Origin of the sequence: Marilutibacter maris (assembly GCF_006546735.2) — a bacterium.
GTDB lineage: Bacteria > Pseudomonadota > Gammaproteobacteria > Xanthomonadales > Xanthomonadaceae > Marilutibacter > Marilutibacter maris.
Window position 1 is genome coordinate 1 of record NZ_VICD02000028.1, and the last position, 25,117, is coordinate 25,117.

Annotated in this window: 17 protein-coding genes and 1 riboswitch; of the genes, 10 read left to right on the top strand and 7 right to left on the bottom strand. The window is 68.6% G+C overall.

Going from position 1 to position 25,117, the window contains the following annotated elements; translation table 11 throughout:
* The first annotated feature begins 834 nt into the window (after positions 1–834).
* On the top strand, positions 835–1,992 hold the full coding sequence (locus FKV24_RS02475; protein ID WP_141481081.1) for a M23 family metallopeptidase: 1,158 nt from the start codon (positions 835–837) through the stop codon (positions 1,990–1,992).
* A gap of 18 nt (positions 1,993–2,010) precedes the next feature.
* Here FKV24_RS02475 and FKV24_RS02480 read toward each other — a convergent pair whose 3' ends face one another.
* Both FKV24_RS02480 and FKV24_RS02485 read right to left on the bottom strand, forming a co-directional pair.
* Complete coding sequence (locus tag FKV24_RS02480; RefSeq protein WP_111267475.1) at positions 2,011–2,871, bottom strand: helix-turn-helix transcriptional regulator; 861 nt, start codon at positions 2,869–2,871, stop codon at positions 2,011–2,013.
* Between the two features lie 23 nt (positions 2,872–2,894).
* On the bottom strand, positions 2,895–3,458 hold the full coding sequence (locus FKV24_RS02485) for a YbhB/YbcL family Raf kinase inhibitor-like protein (protein WP_141481082.1): 564 nt from the start codon (positions 3,456–3,458) through the stop codon (positions 2,895–2,897).
* Between the two features lie 145 nt (positions 3,459–3,603).
* A riboswitch (TPP riboswitch) is annotated at positions 3,604–3,704 on the top strand.
* Positions 3,705–3,767: 63 nt separating this feature from the next.
* Here FKV24_RS02485 and thiC point away from each other — a divergent pair.
* The 5 genes from thiC (at position 3,768) to FKV24_RS02510 (ending at position 13,375) form a co-directional block, all read left to right on the top strand.
* The gene (gene thiC, locus FKV24_RS02490) at positions 3,768–5,645 is read left to right on the top strand and encodes a phosphomethylpyrimidine synthase ThiC (protein WP_141481083.1); all 1,878 of its coding nucleotides are present in this window, start codon (positions 3,768–3,770) and stop codon (positions 5,643–5,645) included.
* A gap of 325 nt (positions 5,646–5,970) precedes the next feature.
* Complete coding sequence (locus tag FKV24_RS02495; protein WP_141481084.1) at positions 5,971–8,292, top strand: winged helix-turn-helix domain-containing protein; 2,322 nt, start codon at positions 5,971–5,973, stop codon at positions 8,290–8,292.
* A 143-nt stretch (positions 8,293–8,435) separates the two neighbouring features.
* Positions 8,436–9,341, top strand: a complete 906-nt coding sequence (locus FKV24_RS02500; protein ID WP_141481085.1) for a helix-turn-helix domain-containing protein — start codon at positions 8,436–8,438, stop codon at positions 9,339–9,341.
* A gap of 51 nt (positions 9,342–9,392) precedes the next feature.
* Complete coding sequence (locus FKV24_RS02505; protein WP_425481561.1) at positions 9,393–12,269, top strand: TonB-dependent receptor; 2,877 nt, start codon at positions 9,393–9,395, stop codon at positions 12,267–12,269.
* Positions 12,270–12,385: 116 nt separating this feature from the next.
* Positions 12,386–13,375, top strand: coding sequence for an aspartyl/asparaginyl beta-hydroxylase domain-containing protein (locus FKV24_RS02510; RefSeq protein ID WP_141481086.1), 990 nt, complete (start codon positions 12,386–12,388; stop codon positions 13,373–13,375).
* Positions 13,376–13,451: 76 nt separating this feature from the next.
* Here the strand turns inward: FKV24_RS02510 and ppa are convergent, their stop codons facing one another.
* The 3 genes from ppa to FKV24_RS02525 form a co-directional block, all read right to left on the bottom strand.
* The gene (ppa, locus tag FKV24_RS02515) at positions 13,452–14,006 is read right to left on the bottom strand and encodes an inorganic diphosphatase (protein WP_111267469.1); all 555 of its coding nucleotides are present in this window, start codon (positions 14,004–14,006) and stop codon (positions 13,452–13,454) included.
* Positions 14,007–14,181: 175 nt separating this feature from the next.
* Complete coding sequence (locus FKV24_RS02520; protein WP_111267468.1) at positions 14,182–15,684, bottom strand: mechanosensitive ion channel; 1,503 nt, start codon at positions 15,682–15,684, stop codon at positions 14,182–14,184.
* A gap of 221 nt (positions 15,685–15,905) precedes the next feature.
* Positions 15,906–17,933: a sodium-translocating pyrophosphatase gene (locus tag FKV24_RS02525; protein ID WP_111267467.1), complete on the bottom strand. Its 2,028-nt coding sequence runs from the start codon at positions 17,931–17,933 to the stop codon at positions 15,906–15,908.
* 262 nt (positions 17,934–18,195) lie between these two features.
* Between FKV24_RS02525 and FKV24_RS02530 the strand changes: the two genes are divergently transcribed.
* Positions 18,196–18,714 (top strand): hypothetical protein, encoded by a 519-nt coding sequence (locus FKV24_RS02530; protein ID WP_141481087.1) that lies wholly within the window; start codon positions 18,196–18,198, stop codon positions 18,712–18,714.
* A gap of 54 nt (positions 18,715–18,768) precedes the next feature.
* Here FKV24_RS02530 and FKV24_RS02535 read toward each other — a convergent pair whose 3' ends face one another.
* Both FKV24_RS02535 and FKV24_RS02540 read right to left on the bottom strand, forming a co-directional pair.
* Positions 18,769–20,280 carry a DUF4434 domain-containing protein gene (locus tag FKV24_RS02535; protein ID WP_249040880.1) on the bottom strand — a complete coding sequence of 504 codons (1,512 nt, stop codon included), beginning with the start codon at positions 20,278–20,280 and terminating at the stop codon, positions 18,769–18,771.
* A gap of 376 nt (positions 20,281–20,656) precedes the next feature.
* Complete coding sequence (locus tag FKV24_RS02540) at positions 20,657–21,916, bottom strand: 6-phosphofructokinase (protein WP_141481088.1); 1,260 nt, start codon at positions 21,914–21,916, stop codon at positions 20,657–20,659.
* Positions 21,917–22,144: 228 nt separating this feature from the next.
* On the opposite strand from FKV24_RS02540, the gene FKV24_RS02545 reads away from it, so the two are divergent.
* The 3 genes from FKV24_RS02545 to FKV24_RS02555 all read left to right on the top strand — a co-directional run bounded on the left by FKV24_RS02545 (position 22,145) and on the right by FKV24_RS02555 (position 25,110).
* Positions 22,145–22,723, top strand: a complete 579-nt coding sequence (locus FKV24_RS02545) for an adenylate kinase (protein ID WP_111267463.1) — start codon at positions 22,145–22,147, stop codon at positions 22,721–22,723.
* A gap of 297 nt (positions 22,724–23,020) precedes the next feature.
* On the top strand, positions 23,021–24,412 hold the full coding sequence (gene mpl, locus FKV24_RS02550; protein WP_283016194.1) for a UDP-N-acetylmuramate:L-alanyl-gamma-D-glutamyl-meso-diaminopimelate ligase: 1,392 nt from the start codon (positions 23,021–23,023) through the stop codon (positions 24,410–24,412).
* Positions 24,413–24,501: 89 nt separating this feature from the next.
* Entirely contained in the window at positions 24,502–25,110 is a 609-nt protein-coding gene (locus FKV24_RS02555; RefSeq protein WP_111267462.1) for an LON peptidase substrate-binding domain-containing protein, read from the top strand.
* Positions 25,111–25,117: the final 7 nt, after the last annotated feature.

Sequence of the window (25,117 nt, forward strand, 5' to 3'; positions counted from 1 at the left end):
GACGGCGCGGGCGCGCGGGAGCCGCGGCGGCGGCCTGTTCGAGTGCGGGTGCTGGCTGGCTGGACATCGGGCGGGCTTCCTTGGATGGAGCTCCGCATTCGAACCCGGTGCCTCGATCCGCACCCGGTCCGGGGTGCGGAGTGGCGTGGGAATCAGCTGGACACGCCCGTCCGCACCACTCGGGGAGTGGTGGTACCGGTACCGGTAATCAGCGCCGCCTGCGCATGCGCGGCGGTACTCCGGCCTTGCGGCTGGGGCGCGATGCGGCAGGTGGCGGGGACGGCGTGCATGGGCGATAGCAATAACCGCAGTTTGTGCGGCGCGTCAAGAGGGGCTTCCGCCATCGTCCGGCAGCCCTGTAACCGTGGGCCTCGTGGCGACGGCAGGCCGTGCCGGCGGCGTCGGTGAGGACACGGTTTGCGCGAGTGTCGACATGGAGTGGGGCCTCGCCACGACTGCGCCCGGTGCTCCGTCGACGTGTCGGGTCGTAGCCTGGTGGCCAGAAATTCATGCCCTCGTGAGCGCTGATGATGCCTGTTATCAAGGGCTTTTCGCGATTCGTATGCTCAAGCGGACACATATCTAAAAATGTAATCAGAGATCTGAAGAGTCAGTTCCAGTTCGTGGAATTGGTATCAACTGAAACCAACAACCGGAACCCGATCCCGGAATCGGCTGCCGGTGGCTGACACAGTGGCCCCGCTGGCGCGTCCTCGAGGGCGAAAGACCGCCAGTGACGGCACGGGAGCCTGGCCGGAAGCCCCGTGCCGGTGCCGGGCTCCACGGCCGAGGCTGGCGCGCTGATTCGCCCATTCGTCCACTCGGAGAAAAGGAATGAAAGCGAACTCCAAGGCAAGCGTGTCGGTGTTGGCCTGTTGCATCGCCGCGGCGATCGGCCTCAGTGTGCATGCGGCGCCACCCGCGGCCACCGCGACGGCAGGGTTGTCGGCGCAGGATCTGGTCTACAGCTACGACGAGATGTTCGATTTCGACATCGATGCCTGGCTGGCCAGGCGCGCGCCGCATCTGTCGCGCCATGGCGAGACGATCTCGCACTGGGCCGGCTACAGCGGTGTCAGTCCCAAGGTGTTGATCGCGTTGATGGAGCAGCAAAGCGGGGTGGTCACGCGACGTCATGCCAGGGCCGATGCGATGAGCCGGCCGTTCGGATCGATCGGCAGGCAGCGTGGCTTCGGTGAGCAGACGCGCGAAGTCGCGCTGGCCCTGCGCGAGGCCATGTACGAGCCTGATGCGATCGACGCGCGCGGCGCGGCGACCCTGGCCCGGACCAATCCGCTGCAGTCGCTGTTCGCCCGCTCGGGCGCGGGTGCCGCGGGCGCGGCAATGAGCGGCAACATCGAGTTCCAACAGGTCTACGCCGGACTGTTCAACGAGCCGCGCCGGGCCGCCGCACCGTCGCCGCGCTTCGCCGGCGCCGATGCGTCGGTGATGGCCGGACCCGCCAACGGCTTCCTGCAGTTTCCGTTCCCGCGCGGACAGAGCTGGCATGTCGGAGGCGCCCACACCACCACCGGTTCCGGCAGCTACCCGATGTCGTCGCTGGACATGAGCCAGGGCGGCGGCTGGGGCAGCTACCAGGGCGACAAGTGGGTGTCGGCATCGGCGGGCGGCAGCTTCAAGCGGCATTCCTCGTGCTTCGCCGAAGTGGTCCACGGCGGCGGCTGGTCGACCAGCTACTACCACCTGATGAACATCCGCTACGGCACCGGTGCCAGCGTCTCGGCCAATACCGCGATCGCCAACCCGGCCAACACCCAGTCGCAGGCCCTGTGCAACGGCGGCGCTTCCACCGGCCCGCACCAGCACTGGTCGCTGAAGTACAACGGCAGCCACTACCACCTCAACGGCGTCTACCTCTCCGGATTCCAGATCACCGCGATCAGCAATCAGAGCTACGACACCAACTGCAGCCGCTTCTATCTGAGCAAGAACGGCAACCGCTACTGCGCGGGCTATTTCTACAATCCGTGAGGCGGGACTGCGCGCGGTCTACAGGGCCGCGCGCAGTTCGCTGGGCGATATCCCGAAGCGGCGACGGAAGCGGATCGCGAATCGAGATGGCGACGCGTATCCGACCGCGTGGGCGATGTGGCCGATGCTGTCGCGAGTGCTCTGCAGGCTGTCCAGTGCGGCGCTGAGGCGGGCGTCCTCCAGGATCGTCCTGAAACCCTGGTCCTGCGCGGACAGGTGACGGCGCAGGGTGGAGGCGGCCATGCCGGTCAGGTTCGAGAGTTCGTCGATGTTCCAGTTGCGGCCCGGATCGTCGTTCAGCAGCTGCCGGACCCGCTGGATCAGGGGCGCCTCGCGGCCGGGCAGCAGTGCCCGTGCCGCGCCGGCCAGGGTCAGGCACAGCAGCAGGGTGCGGGCGTGCTGGTCCAGAAGCGGCGCCGGCGCGCCTTCCTCGATCGCGGCCAGCAGCGATTGCCAGGCCTGGCCGGTATGGCGGTCGCGATGCACGCTGATGGGTATCTCGGCGGTGTCCTGCAGCGCCGCGTCGATCAGCCCGCCGTGGTGGCGGCGGAAGTCGGCCACCAACGCCGGCGACAGCTGTATCAATTCGGCACGGTAGCCGTGCGCGCCAGGACGGTTGTCGATGCCGTAGCGCTCGCCCGGCCGCAGCAGGATCAGGTCGTCGCGGCCGCCACGATACTGGCGCTCATGCCAGTACACCCGTTTGTGGCCTTCCTCGACGCCAACGATCAGCAACTGCGGCACGCCGACATTGCGCAGCGCATGCGATTTGCGGGCATGCAACCGTCTGCCGCTGACCAGATCGTCGCGATGGTTGCGCTGATGGCGCACGCCGGCCGCGGGCGGCGTGTCCGGAACGGGAGCGGCAGCGGTGAGCATGCGTCGATCCTGCCACAGCCGGCCTAGCGGCCGTAGCGCACCTCGAGTTCGGCGTGGTCCAGCGCGTTCTGGCGGATCAGGAAGCCCGCCATCGCGCCGCTGGCGCCGGCGTCCAGGTCCAGTCCGTCGGTCTTGAGCGCCCAGACAGTGAAGCGATAGCGGTGCGACCGGCCCGGAGGCGGGCACGGGCCACCGTACCCGGACGTGCCGAAGTCGGTACGGGTCTGCACCGCGCCCTCGGGCAGGCCGCCGCCGGAGGCGCCGCGGGCCAACGCACGGGTGTCGGGAGGCAGGTCGGTGACGACCCAATGCCACCAGCCGCTGCCGGTCGGGGCGTCGGGGTCGTACACGGTGATCGCGAAGCTGCGCGTGCCGGACGGCGGGTCGCGCCAGCTCAGTGCCGGCGACAGATTGCCGCCGCTGCAGCCGAAGCCATCGTAGACATGCCGCGCATCGACTCTGCGGTCGGCCTCGAGATCGGGGCTGCTCAGGGTGAAGCCGTCGGCGGCGGCGGGCATGGGCGCCAGCCCCAGCCATAGCGACGGCAGGGCGGCCAGGAGCAGGGACGATCGGAGCGGGGGAAGCATCGGCACGATTCCTCGGGAGGGGAGGCCAGTGTTGCGGTTGCGGCCGTCGCTGCCGGTGCCCCAACGCTCGCGGACCGTGCGCGAACGCTCATGCCCGGGCGGGCGCCGGCCGATTGGCGTCGCCGCCGCTTTCCATGTCTAATGTGCGGTGAAGCGGGGGTACCGGCCGCCATGGCGCCGGTTGAGACAGACCCTTCGAACCTGATGCGGTTGAGACCGCCGTAGGGAAGCTTCGCCGGGACGGCCGTGGCCGTGCCGACGCCGCCCGCTTCGTCCCTGCCCGGTTGGGCGTGTCACAGGACGAAACACATGAATGCGGTTCCCTCCCAGCTCCTCGAGCAGGCCGACAAGTTGTCGGCCGACGTCGTCCGCCCGATTCCGGGCTCGCGCAAGATCCATGTCGAGGGCTCGCGTCCCGACCTGCGCGTGCCGATGCGCGAGGTCGCTTTGCAGCGCACGCCGACGATGTTCGGGGGCGAGGACAACGCGCCGCTGGCGGTCTACGACACCTCCGGTCCGTACACCGATCCGGAGACGACGATCGACCTGGCCGCCGGACTGGCGCCGCTGCGCGCGGAGTGGGTCGCCGAGCGCGGCGACACCGAGGTGCTGGAGGGCCTGAGCTCGGAGTTCGGTCGTCGTCGCGAGCACGACCCCAAGCTGGACGCCGTGCGCTTCGGTAACCGGCGTCCGCCCCGCCGCGCGATCGCCGGCGCCAACGTGACCCAGATGCACTATGCCCGCCGCGGCATCGTGACCCCGGAGATGGAGTTCATCGCGATCCGCGAGAACCAGCGGATGGAGGCGATCCGCGAGGCGCATCTGCTGAACCAACATCCGGGCGAGAGCTTCGGCGCGAGCATCCAGAAGCTGATCACCCCCGAGTTCGTCCGCGACGAGGTCGCCCGCGGCCGCGCGATCATCCCCAACAACATCAACCACCCCGAGAGCGAGCCGATGATCATCGGCCGCAACTTCCTGACCAAGGTCAATGCCAACATCGGCAACTCGGCGGTGTCCTCGGGCATTGCCGAAGAGGTCGAGAAGCTGGTCTGGTCGATGCGCTGGGGCGCGGACACGGTGATGGACCTGTCGACCGGCAAGCACATCCACGAGACCCGCGAGTGGATCATCCGCAACTCGCCGGTGCCGATCGGCACGGTGCCGATCTACCAGGCGCTGGAGAAGGTCGACGGCCGCGCCGAGGAGCTCAACTGGGAAATCTTCCGCGACACCCTGATCGAACAGGCCGAGCAGGGCGTGGACTACTTCACCATCCATGCCGGCGTGCTGCTGCGCTATGTGCCGCTGACCGCCAAGCGGGTGACCGGCATCGTCTCGCGCGGCGGTTCGATCATGGCCAAGTGGTGCCTGGCGCACCATCGCGAGAGCTTCCTCTACGAACACTTCGAGGAGATCTGCGAGATCATGAAGGCCTACGACGTGGCCTTCTCGCTCGGCGACGGCCTGCGCCCGGGCAGCATCGCCGACGCCAACGACGCCGCCCAGTTCGGCGAGCTGGAGACCCTGGGCGAACTGACCAAGGTCGCCTGGAAGCATGACGTGCAGACCATGATCGAGGGCCCCGGCCACGTGCCGATGCAGTTGATCAAGGAGAACATGGACAAGCAGCTGCGCGAGTGCGGCGAGGCGCCGTTCTATACGCTCGGCCCGCTGACCACCGATATCGCGCCGGGCTACGACCACATCACCTCGGCGATCGGCGCGGCGATGATCGGCTGGTTCGGCACCGCGATGCTCTGCTACGTGACCCCGAAGGAACACCTGGGCCTGCCCAACAAGCACGATGTGCGCGAGGGCCTGATGGCCTACAAGATCGCCGCGCACGCGGCCGACCTGGCCAAGGGGCATCCCGGCGCGCAGGCGCGCGACAACGCGATGAGCAAGGCGCGCTTCGAGTTCCGCTGGGAGGACCAGTTCAACCTCGGCCTGGATCCGGAGCGTGCCCGCGAGTACCACGACGAGACCCTGCCCAAGGACGCCCACAAGGTCGCCCACTTCTGCTCGATGTGCGGTCCGCACTTCTGCTCGATGAAGATCACCCAGGACGTGCGCGACTACGCGGCCGAGCACGGCGTCGACGAGCAGGCGGCGCTGGCCGAGGGCATGGCCGAGAAGGCGGCCGAGTTCCGCGAGCAGGGCGCCGAGGTCTACCGCAAGGCTTGAGCGGGATGCGTCTGTCCGGGTCGCGGGGAGGCGATCCGGGCCGCGGAGCGGCCCGCTACCGGAGGTGGCGGGCCGACGGGGCAAAAAAAAGGCGCCTTTCGGCGCCAATGTTGAACCTCAGCATAATGAGACGTCGGCGAGAGAGGGCCTGGAGCCTGTACCCGCGCTGCGGGCCAGTGCCAACAAGCTAGAATTGACGGCCGCGGTGCGTTAGTCCGCACGCGCCAGGGTTGTTTGCCGGATCTGGTCAGTGGCTTGTCCGATCCATGGCAGGACCTTTTGGCACATGCCGGACCCGGCCACCCTGTTCAGTATTGCAGGTGAGATGTCTCCCCCCATCGAACCAACCTCGTTGCCGTCCGATCGGCTGCGCGTAGGCGATTGCGTCGTCGACGTGCCGCTGCGCGAAGTCAGCGCGCCCGACGCCAGGCGACCCCGCCGGATCACGCCCAAGGCGATGGGCGTGTTGCGGGTGCTGGTCGGACATGGCGGCCGTGTGGTCAGCCGTGACACGCTGCTGGCCGAGGTGTGGCCGGATACCCTGCCGACCGACGACGTCATCACCCAGGCGGTGACCCAGCTGCGCAAGGCCTTCGGCGAGAAGCGTGGCGATGCGCAGTACATCGAGACCATCGCCAAGACCGGTTACCGACTGCTGGCCCCGGTCGCCTGGCTGGATGCGGGCGCGGCGGCCGACGCCGACGGTGTCGACGGCGCGATCGCGGCCGGTGGGCCGCAGGCCACGGACACCGCCCGCGATGCTGTCGTCTCCGCGCCGGGCGACGGTCCGGTCCGCTGGTGGCTGCGTGAGCGGGTGCTGGTCAGCCTGGTCGCGGCGGTGATGGCGGTCGCGCTGGTCGCGTTCCTGTTGATGCGGGCGCCGGCCGCGCCGCCGGGGGAGGACGCGGCGACGGTGGTCGCCGCCTCGCCGGACCGCCCGTACCGCCTGCTGACCTCGGCGCCCGGCTTCGAACTGTCGCCGACGCTGTCGCCGGATGCGTCGATGGTCGCGTATGCCGCGACCCTGCCCGAGCGCCGCGGCACGGTGATCATGATGCAGACGACCAACTCGTCGCAGCCGCGCCAGATCAGCTTCCCCGAAAGCGGCGTGTCCGATCGGCTGCCCTCGTGGTCGCCGGACGGGCGCGAGATCGCCTGGATCCGCTACGGCCCCGGCCGCGCCTGCGAGGTGCTGGTGATGGCCGCGAGCGGCGGCGGTGGCGAGCGCAGCGTCGCCAGTTGCAACGGCGACGATCTGCTCAGCTTCGATTGGGCGCCGGACGGCCGCGCGCTGGTGTTCGGCAGCATGGGCAGCGACAGCGACGCCACCGGCCTGCGCCTGCTCGACCTGCAGAGCGGCCGCTGGAGCGAGCTGCGCTACCCCAGTCGCGGCACCGCGCTGGACCATGCACCGCGTTACTCGCCGGACGGCCGCTGGGTCGGCTTCGTGCGCAACCCGCAGCTGGGCGATCTGTGGCGGATCCCGGCCGAGGGCGGCAGGCCCGAGCGTCTTACCGACATCGGCGGCGAGTTCCGTGGCTGGGACTGGCTGCCCGACGGCAGCGGGATCGTGTTCGCGCGGCGTATCGACAGCGAGACCCGGCTCTATCGGCTCGACCTGGCCAGCCGCCGGATCAGCGACCTGGGCCTGGACGATGCCCAGGCTCCGGCCGTCGCCGAGCGCGCGGGGGTGCTCGCGTTCGTGCGCCGGCGGCCGCAGTTCGGCCTGTTCCGGGTCAATCGCAGCGAAGCCTCCGGGCCGGTGCGGCGCGAGCACCTGTTCGCCTCCTCCGGGCGCGATACGATGCCGTCGCTGGCGCCGGACGGGCGGCAACTGGTGTTCAGCTCGGATCGTTCCGGGCACTTCCACCTGTGGTGGACCGACCTGGAGAATCCGCGCAGCCTGCGCCAGCTCGAGGACGTGCATCCGGATACGCACAGCCGTCCGGAGTGGTCGCCCGACAGTCGCCGGATGCTGGTGGTCGGGCATGACGACGACGGCCGCAAGGGCGTGTTCGAGGTCGTCGCCGCCAGTGGCCAGGTCAGCTTCCTGCCGATGCCCGGCCCGCGCTTCCGGACCCTGCAGGCGATGTACACGCCGTCGCCCGACCGGATCCTGATGACCGTGCGCGACCCCGACGACCGGCTCTGCCTGGCGTTGCTGGACCGCAGCCAGGCGCCGTGGAAGGTGTTGGGCAAGATCGAGGACGTCTCGCACGCGCGGGTCGACAGCGCCAATCAGCGGGTGTTGTTCACGCGGTTGTCGGCGGACGGACTGTGGCAGGCGGACCTGTCGCTGGCGCAGGACAGCATCCGGATGGTCGACCGGGACAAGCCGACCCGCTGGCGCTATCAGACCTGGGCGGTCGCCGAGGACGGCAGCATCGACTATCTGGAACCGCGCGCGGATTGTCTGAGCAGCCTGCGGCCGATCGGTGTGCCGGACGGGGATGCGTCCACGCCGGCGACGGGCCGCTGCCTGAATCCCGACCGGCTCAGCGCGACCACCTCGTTCAGCAGTTCCTCGCGCCTGGACGCGGTGTTCAGCGCGCAGGCGATCGACGACGGCACCGACATCGGCCTCATGGGGATCGATTCGGCGCCTTCGGAGGCGCCGCGGGTCGAGGTCCCGGGTTGGATCAAGTGATTGATTCCAAAAAATAAAATGCTTTCGGAATTCCTTCGGCACAGGCTCCCGACAGAATTCGCATAGTTCTACGCCTTTTGTCAGGCGGATCGCGCCCGATTCGGGCAAATCCATTGCTCATTCTCTGCAAGCGAGGTGAGCCAATGGAGCAAGTGCTTTGGGCCGACCGTGGCCAGTCCGTGCAATCTGAAGCCCCCGAGGGCGCCGCCAGCAGCTGCGTCGGCGTGTCGCGACTGGGCAGCGCGCAGTTGGCCGGCAACCAGTTCTCGATCTGGATCCAGCTGCGTGGCAGCTCGTGGGTCGAGGCCAAGGAGGGCAAGTTCCGGCTGCGTCGCGGCCGTTGGATCGCGTTCGAGAAGGATTCCCGCCCCAACGTCCAGGCCGACCACCACGGCCTGTGCATCGGCCTGAGCCTGTCGGCCGAGGCGCTGCAGGCGATCATCCGCTTCACCGACTGTGGGCTGTACGCCGGTCGCGGCCAGATCTCGCTGCGCGATGCGCGCACCGCGCTGCGTCTGTGGCGCGAGGTCGGCGCGCGCGCCACCGCCAACGACGGCATCGACATGGCCACGCTGCGGCCGATGCTGTTGCAGCTGGTCGGCTTCCAGCGCGACATCGCCGCCCGCGTCGCCCGCTGCCCGGGACGCTCGCGCGTACGCAAGCGTCAGGTGTTCAGTCGCCTGCAGCGCGCGCACCTGTATCTGGAAGGCAACTGCGACCGTGTCGTGCGCATCAGCGAGCTGGCCGAGCTGACCAGCTTCTCCAGCTGGTATTTCTCCAAGACCTTCCACGGTCTCTACGACGAGAGCCCGCAGGCCGCCGCCGCGCGCATGCGCCTGGAGCAGGCGGCCGAGCTGCTGGCCGGCACCGAGATGATGGTGGGCGAGGTCGCCGCCGCCTGCGGCTTCGACAACTGCTGCAGCTTCGCGCGCGCGTTCCGCGCACGCTACGGAATGTCCGCCAGCCGCTACCGCGCCGATGCCGCGCAGACCGATTCGGCAAAGTCTCCCGTCGTTGCCGGCAAAGCAAGCTTGCGGACCGGAACGTAACGTGACTGGGCGTTTTAACACGCCCATAACGATATTTTTGGAGAGAGATAGATGAACCACTTGCGTTCCGCGATGCGCGTCGGCCTGCTGCCGGCCAGCATTGCCCTCGCGCTGACCCCGGTCATCGCCGGTGCCCAGGAAGCCGACACCGGCGCCGAGGCCACCACGCTCGACCGCATCGAAGTGACCGGTTCGCGCATCCGTCAGGTCGATATGGAGACCGCGGCGCCGGTGCTGTCGATCAGCCGTGAGGACATCGAGCAGCAGGGCTTCAACTCCGTTGCCGACATCCTGCAGAACATCTCGGCCGTCGGTTCTCCGGCGATCAGCCGCACCTCGCCGCTGTCCTCGGGCGAGTCGGTCGGTGGCCAGTACATCGATCTGCGCAACCTCGGTGCCAACCGCACCCTGATCCTGGTCAACGGCAAGCGCCTTGGCATCACCAACGACGGCCTCCAGGACGTCGCCTCGATCCCGGCCGCGATGGTCGAGCGCATCGAAGTGCTGAAGGATGGCGCCTCGACCATCTACGGCTCCGACGCGGTCGCTGGCGTGATCAACATCATCACCCGCAAGAACTTCGAAGGCGCCGAAGCCAACGCCTACATCAGCCAGTACGACCAGGGCGACGGCACCCGCGAGCAGTACTCCTTCATCCTCGGCCAGACCGGCGACCGTGGTTCGGTGACCTTCGGCGTCGAGTACACCAAGGAAGACCCGGTGTGGGCGCGCGACCGCTGGTTCGCACGCGACCGCTTCCCGACCGGCGAGAAGTCCGCTGCGCGTCCGGGCGGCCTGTCCTCGATCAGCCAGTACGGCACGCTGTTCGATGCCAACGGCGACCGCTGGACCCTGATCCGCGACGGCCAGAACCGCGACGCCAGCGACTTCAGCAACTACCGTCCGTACGATCCGGCCCTGGACAGCACCAACCCGGCGCTGGCCTCGACCGTGTACTCCGGCGTCGAGCGCCGTTCGCTGTTCGCCAGCGGCAGCTACGACATCACCGACAACGTCCGTTTCGAAACCGACATCCTGTACACCGATCGCGACTCGTTCGCGCAGAACGCCGGTTATCCGTTCCGTTCCAACGCGTTCGGCATCTCGATGTCGGCCGACAGCGTGTACAACCCGCTCCCGGGCGAGGAAGTCACCTTCTGGCGCCGTGGCTGGGAAGTGCCGCGTGAGGTCAAGAACAGCCTGACCACCTACCGCTTCTCCGGTGCGTTCATCGGTTCGTTCGAGATCGGCGACAAGTTCTGGGATTGGGACGCTGGCTATCTGTACAACCAGAACGAAGGCAAGCAGATCAGCACCGGCAACCTGAGCCTGACGGCGGTGGAAGCCGCGGTCGGCCCGTCGTTCATCAACGCCGATGGCGTGGCCCAGTGCGGCACCGCGGCCAACCCGATCCCGCTGGGCTTCGGTCCGGGCGCGTGCACCCCGTGGAACCCGCTGGTTCCCGATGGCGTGACCGGCCAGGGCGGCCTGGCTGACAAGGCCGTGCAGGATTACCTGTACCTGCCGGGCCAGGCGCTGTCGGAGACCACCACCAAGGTCTACTACGCCAACATGAGCGGCTCGCTGTTCAGCCTGCCCGCCGGCGACGTCGGCCTGGCGGTCGGCTACGAGCACCGTTCGGAGAGCGGCTACTTCTCGCCGGACGCGCTGGCCCAGACCGGCACCTCGACCGATCTGGCCGCCGGCCCGACCGGTGGCCGCTACGCGCTGGACGAGGTCTACGCCGAGCTGCTGGTGCCGATCCTGTCCGACATGGCCTTCGCGAAGGAGCTGAGCGTCACCCTCGCAAGCCGCTACTCGGACTACGACACCTTCGGCGACACCGTCAACAGCAAGTTCGGTTTCACCTGGAAGCCGATCGACTCGCTGCTGGTCCGCGGTACCTGGTCCGAGGGCTTCCGCGCTCCGACCATCGCCGATCTGTACGGCGGCAGCTCGCAGAGCTTCGAGTACTACACCGATCCCTGCGACACCCTGTTCGGTTCGGTCGGCGGCAGCGCCCGCTGCCTGCAGGACGTCCCGGTCGATTACCGCCAGCCGGCCAGCGATCCGGACGGCCTCGCCGACGGCCCGGACACCCAGACGCCGGTCCCGTTCGTTTCCGGCGCCAACCCGTTCCTGCAGCCGGAAACCTCCGAGTCCAAGACCCTGGGCGTGGTGTGGAGCCCCGACTTCGTCGAAGGCCTGAACCTGTCGCTGGACTGGTGGAACATCCGCATCGACAACACCATCGTCCCCGACAGCCCGACCGACATCCTGGACGACTGCTACGTCCGCGGTATCGAGTCGCGCTGCGACAACCTGGGCCCCGATGCGTTCGTGCGTGATCCGGTCACCGGCCAGATCAGCACCCTGCTGTACGCGACCCGCAACGCCGGTTACCAGGAGGCCGAAGGCTACGACTTCGACCTGAGCTACCGGGTCGACACCGACTACGGCCGCTTCTCGCTCGCCTGGCTGACCACCTACGTCACCAAGAACGAGCTGAAGACCGACAACCTGGAAGGCGCTCCGCAGCAGCAGAATGGCTTCGGCGGCAACTTCCGGGTCCGCTCCAACGCCAATCTCACCTGGGAGAAGGGCGACTGGGGGGTCACCTGGGGCGTGCGCTACTACTCCGGCGTGAAGGAAGAGTGCTACTTCGACGACCGTTGCAGCCTGCCGGACTACTCGGCTCCGGACACCCAGGGCAACATCGTTCCGAAGAACGAGCTGGGCTCCACTGCTTTCCACGACCTGCAGGTCCGCTGGAACGCACCGTGGAACGCCTCGGTCGCGGTCGGCGCCAACAATGTGTTCGATCACTTCGCGGCTCCGAACTACGACCAGCCGAACTCCGGCTACTCGTACTACGGCGGCTTCGACATCGGTCGCATGCTGTACCTGAAGTACCAGCAGCGCTTCTGATCGAGGCACCGCTGAGCAACACCTACGGCCCCGCAAGGGGCCGTAGTTTTTGCGGCGGTGGGAGCGGAGCGGTCCAGCCGGTAGCATGGGACGGTCCCGCCAACCCGGTCGTCGCCATGAAACTGCAGGTCCCCTTCATCCAGCTGCCGCTGTGCTTCGATGCCGCCGCGCTCGCGGACGAGGTCGAGGCGCTGGGCGAGGCCCCGTGGCGGCCGCACCCGCAGGGTTTTCCGGGCAACTCGATGCTGCCGCTGGTCGCCGCCGACGGCGATCCCGCCAATGAGGCCTTTTCCGGCACCATGCGGCCGACGCCGGCGCTGCGGGCCTGTGGGTATCTGGGCCGGGTGATCGCCAGTCTGGGCGCGACGGTCGGCCGCTCGCGGTTGATGCGGCTGGCCGGCAATGCCGAGGTCACCCGCCACGTCGACCAGGGGTACTACTGGGCCGAGCGCGTGCGGGTGCACGTGCCGATCGTGACCCAGCCGACCGTGCGTTTCGAGTGCGGCGAGGCGGCGATCAACATGGCCGCCGGCGAATGCTGGATCTTCGACACCTGGCGCCAGCACCGGGTGCTCAACGACGCGACCGGCTCGCGGATCCACCTGGTGGTCGATACCGTCGGCGGCGACGGGTTCTGGGAGCTGGTCTCGCGCGGGCGCGCGCCGGGCCATCCGTCGCCCGCGCAGTGGCAGCCGCGGCGGCTGGGCGTCGATGCCGACGTGGCGGCGGAGATCGCCTGCGAGCAACACAATGTGCCGCGGGTGATGAGCCCGTGGGAGCTCAACGCGCTGTTCGCGATCCTGTTCGCCGACTCGGCGGCGGGGCCGGCGCTGGCCCAGGTCCAGCAGATCACCCTGCGCTTCATCCGCGCCTGGCGCGGGCTGTGGGCGCGTTTCGGCGATTCCGAGCCCGGACTGGACGCCTACCGGGCACGCTTGCAGCAGTATCTGGAGGAGGTGCGCGGCCCTGCCCAGGCGGTGCGGATGGCCAACCACCTGGACTGGTTCGGCGCGATGACGATGATGATCGGGCGGGTCGCGGTGGCCGCGTCCGAGCCGGTCGGCGCCGGCGCCGGCGCACAGCGGGCGATGGGCGACAACGCCTGAGAAGGAGGGACGAAAACGACGAAGGCCGCCCGGAGGCGGCCTTGTGCATGTCTGCGATCGACGCGCGCTGCCGGTATCAGAACTTCGGCTTGTCGGCCTCGGCGGTGTCGTTGTAGCGCTTGATCGCGTCGTTGAGGATCGCCTTGGCCTCGGTCGCGTTGCCCCAGCCCTCGAGCTTGACCCACTTGCCCTTCTCCAGGTCCTTGTAGTGCTCGAAGAAGTGGCCGATACGCTCCAGCCAGTGCTTGGAGACCTGGTCGATGTCCTCGATGTGGGCGTAGCCGCCGAAGATCTTGGCTTCGGGCACCGCCAGCAGCTTCTCGTCGCTGCCGGCCTCGTCGCTCATCTTCAGCACGCCGACCGGCCTGCAGCGGATCACCGAGCCCGGCACCAGCGGCAGCGGCAGGATCACCAGCACGTCGGCGGGGTCGCCGTCGCCGCAGACGGTGTGGGGCACGTAGCCGTAGTTGCACGGATAACGCATCGGCGTGGACAGGATGCGGTCGACGAAGATCGCGCCGGAGGCCTTGTCGACCTCGTACTTGACCGGTTCGGCGTCCTTGGGGATTTCGATGATGACGTTGATCTCGTCCGGCGGGTTCTTGCCGGTGGAGACGAGGTCCAGGCCCATGCTGATGCTCCGACTGCTGGGTCCGCCGCGACGGTGCCGGGGCGGAGGGTGAGGGAAGGCGGGCATTTTACGCGGGATGCTGTTGCGCTGCAGCAGGACGGGCCCGCGGCAACGAAAAGGGGCCCCGCAATCGCGGGGCCCCGGTGGTGAGGGCCTGTAGCGCGTGCCTGCGCGGCTACTTGCGCAGATGGCGATCGGCCCAGTCGTCGGCCAGGCGCCCGGCGGCGTCGCGGCCGCCCAGGCCGAATGCCAGCGCGATCGCGACCGCGACCGCCCCCAGCACCAGCCCGAACGCCAGGTTGACGATCTCGTCGGCGATGCCCATCGCGCGCAGCCCCATCGCCAGCACCAGGCCCAGGATCGCGACCCGTGCGATCCGCGACAGGCCGACGCTGTTGCCGGGGTTGGCGCGCTCGATCGCGGCGCTGGCGAGATTGGCGAGCCAGTAGCCGATCACGAAGATCGCCAGGCCCAGCAGCACGTTGGCGCCGAACTCGATGAAGGTCTCCAGCAGCTCGCGCACGCCGGTGAAGCCGACCCGGTGGGCGGCCTCGACGGTCGCGAACAGCATGATGAAGAACAACGCCACCCGGCCGCCCAGTTCGGACAGCGACAGCCGGCGCAGCTGGTCGGTACCGTCGGTCGCCGGTGCGTCGCTGCCCGCGGCCAGCGCATGACCGAAGCCCAACCGCTCGGGCAACTGGTCGAAGCCGAGGCTGGAGAGCAGGCGGGTGGCGAGGTCGGCGACGAAGCGGCCGACGAACCAGGCGATGATCAGGATCGCGGCGGCGGCGATGATGTGCGGCACCGCGGCCAGGAACATGTTCAGCATCTCGGTCAGCGGTCCGGAGATCGCCTCGATCCGCAGCGCGTCGAGCGCGGCGATCAGGGTCGGCACGATCACCAGGATGAACACCAGGGTGCCGCCGAGCTGGGACAGCTTGAGGTCGCGGGTCGCCTCGCTCTGCGCGCTGAAGCGGTCGACCCCGGTCGCCACCAGCAGGTTGCTGACCAGGCCGCGCACGGCCTTGGCGATGATCCAGCCGGCCAGGCCGATCATCGCGGCGGCGAACAGGTTCGGCAGCATCCCGACCAGCTCAGTGGTCATCGACGACAACGGCACCATCAGGCCTTCGATCTGCAGCGCGCCGACGATCGCCGGCAGGAACAGCAGCAGCACCAGCCAGTAGGCGACATTGCCCATGGTGTCGGAGAGCGGACGCATGTCGGCGCCCTCGGACAGCTTCTCATCGACCCGGGTCGCGCCCAGCGCCTTGTTGACCACGGTGCGCACCAGGGTCGCGACCAGCCAGCCGATCACGGCCAGGGCGATCGCCAGCAGCAGGCGCGGCAGGTACATCATCACCGTGTTGGCCAGGGTCGACAGCGGGCCGGACACGCCGTCCACGTGCAGTACCCCGAACATGCCGATCACCGCCAGCAGCAGGATCGCCCAGAACACCACCCGGCCGGCGATGCGTTCGAAATCGAGGGTGCTCTCGGTCTGTGCCGACAGCCGTTGATTGGTGCCGAGCTTGGCGAGCCCCTTGCGGGTCGCCGCGCTGGCGGCGAGGGCGACGATCCAGCCGAGCAGCAGGATGGCAAGCGCGCCGAGAATCGAAGGCAGGTACCCGCCAAGCGAGCTCTGCAATGAGGACAACCAGGACATCGAGCCCATGAAACTTCCCCCTTTAAAGTGTCGAGAAAGGTGGGGGAGAACTGCGTCACAGTTTCTCCGCTCACCAGACCACCATACCGGGCGGATGTAAACGATCCGTCTAGGTGAGGTTTCCGTCGCGAAGCGCCGGGCCGAAAGACAAGGACCCCGCCGTGGCGGGGTCCTTGCGGGAAGGTGCCGCCGCATCGGTCGGGCGGCACCGTGGTTGGCGTTGCGAAGCGCTACAGCAACGGCACCAGCAGCAGCGCCACGATGTTGATGATCTTGATCAGCGGATTGATCGCCGGACCGGCGGTGTCCTTGTAGGGATCGCCAACGGTGTCTCCGGTGACCGCGGCCTTGTGCGCCTCGCTGCCCTTGCCGCCGAAATTGCCGTCCTCGATGTACTTCTTGGCGTTGTCCCAGGCGCCGCCGCCGGTGGTCATCGAGATCGCCACGAACAGGCCGGTCACGATCGTGCCGATCAGCAGACCGCCCAGCGCCTTGGGCCCCAGCAGCAGGCCGACGACCACCGGAACCGCGACCGGCAGCAGCGACGGCACGATCATCTCCTTGATCGCCGACCTGGTCAGCATGTCGACCGCCTTGTCGTACTGCGGCTTGCCGGTGCCTTCCATGATCCCGGGGATCTCGCGGAACTGACGGCGCACTTCCTCGACCACCGCGCCGGCGGCGCGGCCGACCGCCTCCATCGCCATCGCCCCGAACAGGTACGGGATCAGGCCGCCGATCAGCAGGCCGATGATCACGTAGTGGTCGGACAGGTCGAAGGTGAACACCTCGCCCGGGTTGCTGGCCTGCAGGTTGTGGGTGTAGTCGGCGAACAGGACGAGGGCGGCGAGGGCGGCCGAACCGATCGCATAGCCCTTGGTCACCGCCTTGGTGGTGTTGCCGACCGCATCGAGCGGGTCGGTGATGTCGCGCACCTCCGACGGCAGCTCGGCCATCTCGGCGATGCCGCCGGCGTTGTCGGTGATTGGGCCATAGGCGTCGAGGGCGACGATCATGCCGGCCATCGACAGCATCGCGGTGGCGGCGATCGCGATGCCGTAGAGACCACCGAGCGCATGGCAGGCCCAGATCGCCGCGCACACCGCGATCACCGGCAGCGCGGTCGACTTCATCGATACGCCGAGGCCGGCGATGATGTTGGTGCCGTGGCCGGTGGTCGAGGCCTGGGCCACGTGCCGCACCGGACCGTACTCGGTGCCGGTGTAGTACTCGGTGATCCAGACGATCGCGCCGGTCAGGGCCAGGCCGATCAGGGCGCAGTAGTAGATGTTCATCGCCCCATGGCCGTTGTCGCCCATCAGCGCGGTGGTGATCGGATAGAACGCGATCGCGGCCAGCACCGCGGAGATGATCACGCCCTTGTACAGCGCGCCCATGATCGAGCCGCCCGCCTTCACCTTGACGAAGAAGGCGCCGATGATCGAGGCGATGATCGAGGCGCCGCCCAGGACCAGCGGATACAGCACGCCGGCGGCGCCGACCTCGCCGGCCATCAGGTGGCCCAGCAACATCGTCGCGATCACCGTCACCGCGTAGGTCTCGAACAGGTCGGCGGCCATGCCCGCGCAATCGCCGACGTTGTCGCCGACGTTGTCGGCGATCACCGCCGGATTGCGCGGGTCGTCCTCGGGGATTCCGGCCTCGACCTTGCCGACCAGGTCGGCGCCGACGTCCGCGCCCTTGGTGAAGATGCCGCCGCCGAGACGGGCGAAGATCGAGATCAGCGAGGAGCCGAACGCCAGGCCGACCAGCGCGTGCAGCGCCGGTTCGCCGTAGACGCCCATGCGACCGAGCAGGGCCCAGTAGCCGGCGACGCCGAGCAGGCCCAGGCCGACCACCAGCATGCCGGTGATCGCGCCGCCGCGGAAGGCGACGTCCATCGCCGGGCCCATGCCCTTGCGCGCGGCCTCGGCGGTGCGGACGTTGGCCTTCACCGACACGTTCATGCCGATGTAGCCGGCCGCGCCGGACAGGATCGCGCCGATCGCGAAGCCGATCGCGGTGGTCCAGCCCAGGGTGAAGCCGATCACCAGCAGCAGGATCACACCGGCGATGGCGATGGTCATGTATTGCCGGTTGAGATAGGCGCGCGCGCCTTCCTGGATCGCCGAGGCGATCTGCTGCATGCGTTCGTTGCCGGCGGGCTGCGCGCCGATCCAGCGCGCGGAGATGATCCCGTACAGGATCGCGATGACGGCGCAGGCCAGCGCCATGGTCAAACCGTACTGCTCCAACATGAACCCCTCCCCGGAGTGGACCTAAGTGGAATTTCGGATTTCGAACCTTCTTCTTGTGAGCGTTGCGGGAGCGCCTCACGGCGGCCGATGGGGGCAACGGTCCCGACTATCGCACAGGTCGAGGCGATTCCGCCTCGCCCCTGGCCGGGTTTCGTGCCGGCGATCGCGGGGCGCCCGCCGGAGACGGGGTGATCCGGCATTCAGCCGGGGCGTGCCAGCCTCCTGGCCCATGTCCTGGTCCATGTTCCACAGGAGTCCGCCGATGCGTTCCGTTCCGATCCTGATCCTGCTGCCGATGCTCGCCACCGCCGCGTCGGCGTTCGCCGCCGGACCGGCGCCGGAGATCGAGCGCCCGGTCGCTCCGCCGCAGGCGGTCGGCAGCGCGCACTCGCTGCGCACGATTCCCGAGGCCTGCGCCCGCCTGGAGGGGGCGTTCACCGGGGATGCGGCCGAGCCGTACCGGTTCGCGGCGGTCCGCACCCGCGCCAACTGCCAGCCGCGTGCGCGCTTCGTCGATGCCGCCAGGGCCGACCCGGGCGTTGCCAATGGCTGGATCCTCAACGATCTGATCCGGGTGCCCAGTGCGGCGTGCGCCGGGCAGCAGGCGGTGGTGCGGGTGTGGCGCAAGCCGGCCGCGGCTTCGCCGCCGGACCTCGATGCCCAGGGCCGCTCGCGGATCTATCTGCAGGATTCGAAGCAGACCGCCGGCGCGGCGAGGGACCGGGTCCCGATGTTCGCCGCGGAGATGACCGTCGAGGGCCGGGCCTGCGCCCAGGAATGAGATCGGCGCTGGCCGGTGCCCCGTTCGGGGGACCGGCCAGTTGAGGCTCGATGACTAGTCCCGAGCGACTTCGATCTCGCTGAGGAACACCCAGTTTCCACCAGTAGCCGCGCGCAGCTCGAAGTAGCGGCAACTGGCATTGAGCGGAGTCCGGTTGCCCAGTACGTACTCTTCTTCCTGCACGCTGTCCTGGGCCGCTGCCGTGAACGGCGCCGTCAGTGTGGCGACCTTGGTCATGCTCGAGGTGGTAGCGCCGCAGTACAGGTCGGCGGAAACCGGGCTGCGGATACCCCAGGCGGGGTAGGAGAGAGTGTGAACACCAATCCAGTCGATCGTCTTGGCACTGCCGAGGTCGACGCGCACGCGGGCCGTGCCCCCAGCTCCCGGAATTCCGATCCAGCTAGAGTCCTGGGGGTTCCGCGGATCGCCGGTGCGGCGGTCGAACAGTTCGTAGCCGGTGCTATCCGGGTAGGTCGGACTTGGCGCGGACAGCCAAGTGTAGTTCTGGTGGTTGAGTGAGATCAGCGAATGTGCGCCGCCGATTCCGTAAGTGCCGCGATAGGTGCCTCGCAACCGCGGCGCTTCCACGTAGCCGTTGGCTGGACCGACGAGCTCGGACATATGCCATTGATGCAGCCAGGAAACCCGCTTGCCCGCCGAGCGGGCGCTCCACAACTGCTGGTTGATGCGGCGTGCGGACGCAGCACGATACCCGCCGGTCAGCCCGGCGCTGTTGAACAGCGGGGTTCCATAGTTGAACACCTCGACGTCGGCCCACAGGGCCTCGGCCCCCAGCTTTGCCGCCAGCGCCTCGTAGTATTGTTCGGACGAGTAACCGGTACGCTCCCAGTGGAACAGCTTCGTACCCGGGATGGCGCCGATGCCGTCCTGCCAGGCCTGGATGTCGACGCCGGTGTAGCCGCGGAAGCTGGCGGCGGTATCGGCCAGGTTGGAGGGGGACGGCAGATTGGGCTGGTTCGGGAAGTACGGGGCGACGATCACCGGTTTGCCGGGTGCCAGAGTTTTCAGGGCGGAGGTGATCCGCTTGTAGTAGTTGTACTTGGACAGATCGGGAATGCCAGGCTCGTCCGGGATGTACCAGCCGGCAAATGCGGGATGGCTGCGGTATTGGTTCGCCAGTACCGCGATGTTGGCCCGCACATCCTCCTCGACTCCCCGGGTGTTGCCGCTTTCCCAGAACTTCGGACACTGCTGCGAACTCAGGGTCGTGCCGACGTAGACCTTCATTCCGCGCGACTGGGCCTCGTCGAGGATGTTGCCGAGCTTGCCCGGAAAGCCTTTGATCCACTCGAACTCGGTGGCGTAGTAGGTGCAGCCCTGTCCGGCGCGGGTGGCCCGGGTCTGGGCGATGATGATCGTGTCGTTGCCAAGCTCCTGAAGCTCGTCCAGGAAGGCAGGCAGTTGGCTGACCGGAATCAACTCGTTGGTGCCGCTGTAGCCGAAATACGTGAATGCGCCGGAGAGCGCTTTGGAGGTCTGCGCCTGCGCCGAAGGGAGGTTGGCGAGCGCGCCTACGAAGCTCAAGGACAGCATGAGTCCTTTCATGTGAGTGCTCCTGGTTGGGGGAACGTCGCTGGGCACGACGGGCGACGGATGCTATCGGTCCGGACGTTTGCGATAGGTGAGGAGGGACGGTGAGCCTGCGAAGAAGGCGGCTCGTGCCCGCTTGGCGACCGCGTTGGCGGAAAACGGGCATGTGTGGTTGCGATGTTTGCCTGGGCGAGGGCGAGGGCGAGGGCGGTGGCGGTGGCGGGTGGGCTCGCGGAGATTGAAAAGTGGAATTCTCCGCCCGGCATGGGCGGCGGCCGGGTCACGCCATTGGGTGAGTCTGGACTTGCCAAGGACTTCGTTGAAGGCAGTTGCGTCCTGCCGGTGCCCCATCGTGATCGAACCTTGGGCGTAGTTGGGTCCCGCATTCCTGTTACCGGGTGCTGGTGTCCGCCAGCTTCTTCCGCACCATCACGTTCTTCGGCGAGACGTACTTCGGCAGGCCGTCGCGGCCGTAGGGCGGCGGTGCCTCGCCGCGGATCAGCGGCTCCAGGTAGCGGCGCGCCGCAGGAGTGATGCCGTAGCCGTCGCGGCGGATGAAGCCGGCCGGCATCTTCTTCTCGCGGTTGGCGATCTTGTCCAGGGGGGCCGGCTCGATCTTCCAGCGGTACGGCGCATCCGAGGTCCGCACGATCACCGGCATCACCGCGTTCCGGCCTTGCAGCGCGTACTCGACCGCCTTGCGGCCGACCGCCTGGGCCTGGTCGAGGTCGGTCTTGCTGGCGAGGTGGCGGGCCGAACGCTGCAGGTAGTCGGGCAGGGTCCAGTGGACCTTGTAGCCCAGCCCGTCCTTGACCCGGCCGGCCAGGTACGAGGCGACGCCGCCGAGCTGGGTGTGGCCGAAGGAGTCCTGGCCGCCGCCGGCATCGGCGACGAAGCGCCCGTCGGCGGTCTGGATGCCCTCGCTGGCGACCACCACGCAGTAGCCGACGCGCTCGACGGTCTCGCGGACCCTGGCGAAGAAGTCGGCCTCCACGTACGGGCGTTCGGGGAACAGGATCAGGTGCGGGGCGGCATCGCGATCCGGGCCGGCGAGCCCGGCGGCCGCAGCCAGCCAGCCGGCATGGCGGCCCATCGCCTCGTAGACGAACACCTTGGTCGAGGTCTCGGCCATCGCCGCGACATCGAGCGCGGCCTCGCGGATCGAGACCGCGGTGTACTTGGCCGCGGAGCCGAAGCCGGGACAGCAGTCGGTCACCGCGAGGTCGTTGTCGACCGTCTTCGGCACACCGATGCAGGTCAGCGGGTAGTCGTACTCCGCCGCCAGCCGCGAGACCTTGAGCGCGGTGTCGGCGGAGTCGTTGCCGCCGTTGTAGAGGAAGTAGCGCACGTCGTGAGCGTGGAAGACCTCCAGCAGGCGCTCGTACTTCGCGCGGTCCTCCTCCAGCGACTTGAGCTTGACCCGGCAGGAGCCGAACGCGCCGCCGGGGGTGTGCGCCAGCGCCCGGATCGTGGCGATGCTCTCCTTCGAGGTGTCGATCAGCTCCTCGCGCAGGGCGCCGAGAATGCCGTTGCGCGCGGCCAGCACCCGGACCTGCCTGGCGCGGGCGGCCTGGATCACCGCCGAGGCGGTGGCATTGATGACGGCGGTGACGCCGCCGGACTGGGCGTAGAGCAGGGTTCCCTGGGCCATGTCGGCTCCCTCGCGGAGGTCTTGGATGGGGGTGGAGACGGTCCGATGGTCGATATTCGCGGACTTTGCCCGCAAATGGCGCCAGAATCCTGCCGGCGAGGGCCATGAACGGGCCATCGATAGGGTAAGCTGGACGCCGTTTCGCCCGTCGGGCCACGGCTGGCGCCAGTGTAGCGCCGCGGTGCCGGGACATGCGGGCCCGGTTTTCTTCTCTGTGGAGCGAAGTTGATGCGATTGGTACTTCTAGGCGCGCCGGGTTCCGGCAAGGGCACCCAGGCGGCCCGTCTCAAGGATCACCTGCAGGTGCCCCACATCTCCACCGGCGACCTGCTGCGGGCGGAAGTGGCGGCAGGCTCGAAGCTGGGACTGGAGGCCAAGGAAGTGATGGCCCGCGGCGAGCTGGTCAGCGATGCGATCCTGCTGGGCATGCTCGAGGACCGTTTCTCGCGTCCCGACACCGCCGGCGGCTTCATCCTAGACGGCTATCCGCGCAACCTGGCCCAGGCCGACGCGCTGGACGCGCTGCTGACCCGGATCGGCCAGCCGATGGATTTCGCGGTGCAGCTGGACGTCGCCACCGAGCTGCTGGTCGAGCGCATCGCCGGACGCGCCCAGGCCGAGGGTCGTGCCGACGACAATCCCGAGTCGGTGCGCAAGCGTCTGCATGTCTACGACACTTCGACCGCGCCGGTGATCGAGTTCTACCGCCAGCACGGCCAGCTGACCGTGGTCGACGGCGTCGGCTCGATGGACCAGGTGTTCACCCGCATCGTCGAGGCGATCGAGCCGGTCCGCGAGGTCGGTTGAGCCGACTGACCGCTCGCCGACGGGCGCAGCGACAGATGAGAACGCCCCGGCATGCCGGGGCGTTTTCGTTTGACCGGTCCGGTCGCCTCAAGGGGGGCGGCAGGGTCAGGGCATGGATGTTGCCGGTGCCACGGTCCGCGGTGACGTTCCTGGTTGTCCGCCTTGGTTGTGCGGCTTGGTTGTCCGGCCGCTGGCGAAGGCCATGGCGACACCGGGCATGACCCCGGACACGGCCTTCGGCGTTACCCTAGGACGCGCTCCACAGCATGTGCTCCATAGACTCAGGGAACCCTTCGCTTGAAACTTCACATCCTCGGCATCGCCGGTACCTTCATGGGCGGTGTCGCCGCCCTGGCGCGCGAACTCGGCCACGAAGTCGAGGGCAGCGACCAGGCGGTCTATCCGCCGATGTCGACCCAGCTCGAGCGGCTCGGCATCGCGTTGAAGCAGGGCTACCTGCCCCGGAACATCTCCGATGACTGCGACGAGATCGTGGTCGGCAACGCGTTGTCGCGCGGCAATGCGGCGGTCGAGCGGGTCCTCGACGACGGGCGCCGCTACACCTCCGGCGCGCAATGGCTCAGCGAACGGGTCCTGCCCGGTCGCGACACCCTCGCGGTCGCCGGCACCCACGGCAAGACCACCACCACCACCATCCTGACCTGGCTGCTGCAGGCGGCCGGGCGCGAACCGGGGTTCCTGATCGGCGGCGTCGCCGAGGACTTCGGCGTGTCGGCGCGGATCGGAAGCGGGCGCGAATTCGTGGTCGAGGCCGACGAGTACGACACCGCGTTCTTCGACAAGCGCAGCAAGTTCGTTCATTACCGCCCGCTGGTCGCGATCCTCAACAATCTCGAATACGACCACGCCGACATCTTTCCCGACGTGGCCGCGATCCAGCGCCAGTTCCACCATCTGGTGCGCACCGTGCCCGGCCGCGGCCGGCTGATCGTCAACGGCGAGGACCCGCGTCTGACCGAGGTGCTGGCGATGGGCTGCTGGACGCCGGTGGAGACCTTCGGCCTGGATGCCGGCGCACGGGCGGACGGACAGGCCGGATTCGACTGGAGCGCGCGACTGCTGGCCGAGGACGGCAGCCACTTCGTCGTCCTGCACCGGGGCGTGGACATCGGCGAGGTGCGCTGGCCGCTGCTGGGCCGGCACAACGTGATGAACGCCCTCGCCGCCCTGGCCGCCTGCGCCGCGGTCGGTGTCGAGTTGACGCGGGTGTTGCCGGCGCTGGCCGACTTCCGCAGCGTCAAGCGGCGCATGGAGCTGCTCGGCCGGGCGCGCGGGGTGACCGTATACGACGACTTCGCCCATCATCCGACCGCGATCCGGACCACCCTGGCCGGCCTGCGCGCGAAAGTCGGCGACGCGCGCATCGTGGTGGCGATGGAGCCGCGCAGCAACTCGATGCGCCTGGGCGCGCACGCCGAGGCGCTGGCGCCGTCGCTGGACGGCGCCGACACGGTGCTGTTCCTGCATCGCCCGGAGTTGGCCTGGGACGCCGGCAAGGTGGTGTCGGCGCTGCGCGGCGAAGGCGTCGCGGTGGCCGACGTGGATGCACTGATCGCCGGCCTGTGCGAGCGGGTGCGCGACGGCGACCATGTGGTGTTCATGTCCAACGGCGGCTTCGACGGCGCACCGCGACGTTTCCTGGAGGCACTGGACGAGGGCGCTGGCTGAGTACGCTGCGACGGCGATGGCCGGCCGGGGGCGCGACGCCCCCTGCTGGGCGGCGGCGCATGGCGTGTCCTCTCGCCGCCTTGACACCGATGCGTACACTGGTCGCGATGCCGGAGCCGACCACGCCCATCGAGACGATCGGACTGTTCCCCCTGCACGCGGTGCTGCTGCCGGGGGCCGCGCTGGGCCTGCGCGTGTTCGAGCCGCGCTACCTGGACCTGGTCCGCGACTGCAGCCGGACCGGCCGCGGCTTCGGCGTCTGCATGATCCTGGAGGGTGAGGAGGCCGGCACCGTGACCTCGGCGGCCGCCTACGGCACCGAGGCGGCGATCGAGGACTTCGGCACCGGCGACGACGGCCTGCTGACCCTGCGGGTGCGCGGGCGGCGCCGCTTCCACGTGCACCGGGTGCGGGTCCGCGACAACGGCCTGCAGGTGGCCGAGATCAGCTGGTGCGGGGCCGACGCGGTCGAGCCGCTGCGGCCCGAGCACGGCCTGTTGGCGACCTTGTTGCACGAAGTGATCGAGAAGTTCGGCGGCGAGCACGCCAGCGCCCCGAACGAGCGTTTCGACGATGCCGCCTGGGTCGGCTGGCGGCTGGCCGAGATGCTGCCGCTGCACGACACCCAGCGCCAGGCCCTGCTGCAGATCGAAGACCCCCACGAGCGCCTGCAACAGGTCCTGTCGCTGCTGCCCTGAGCCCGCC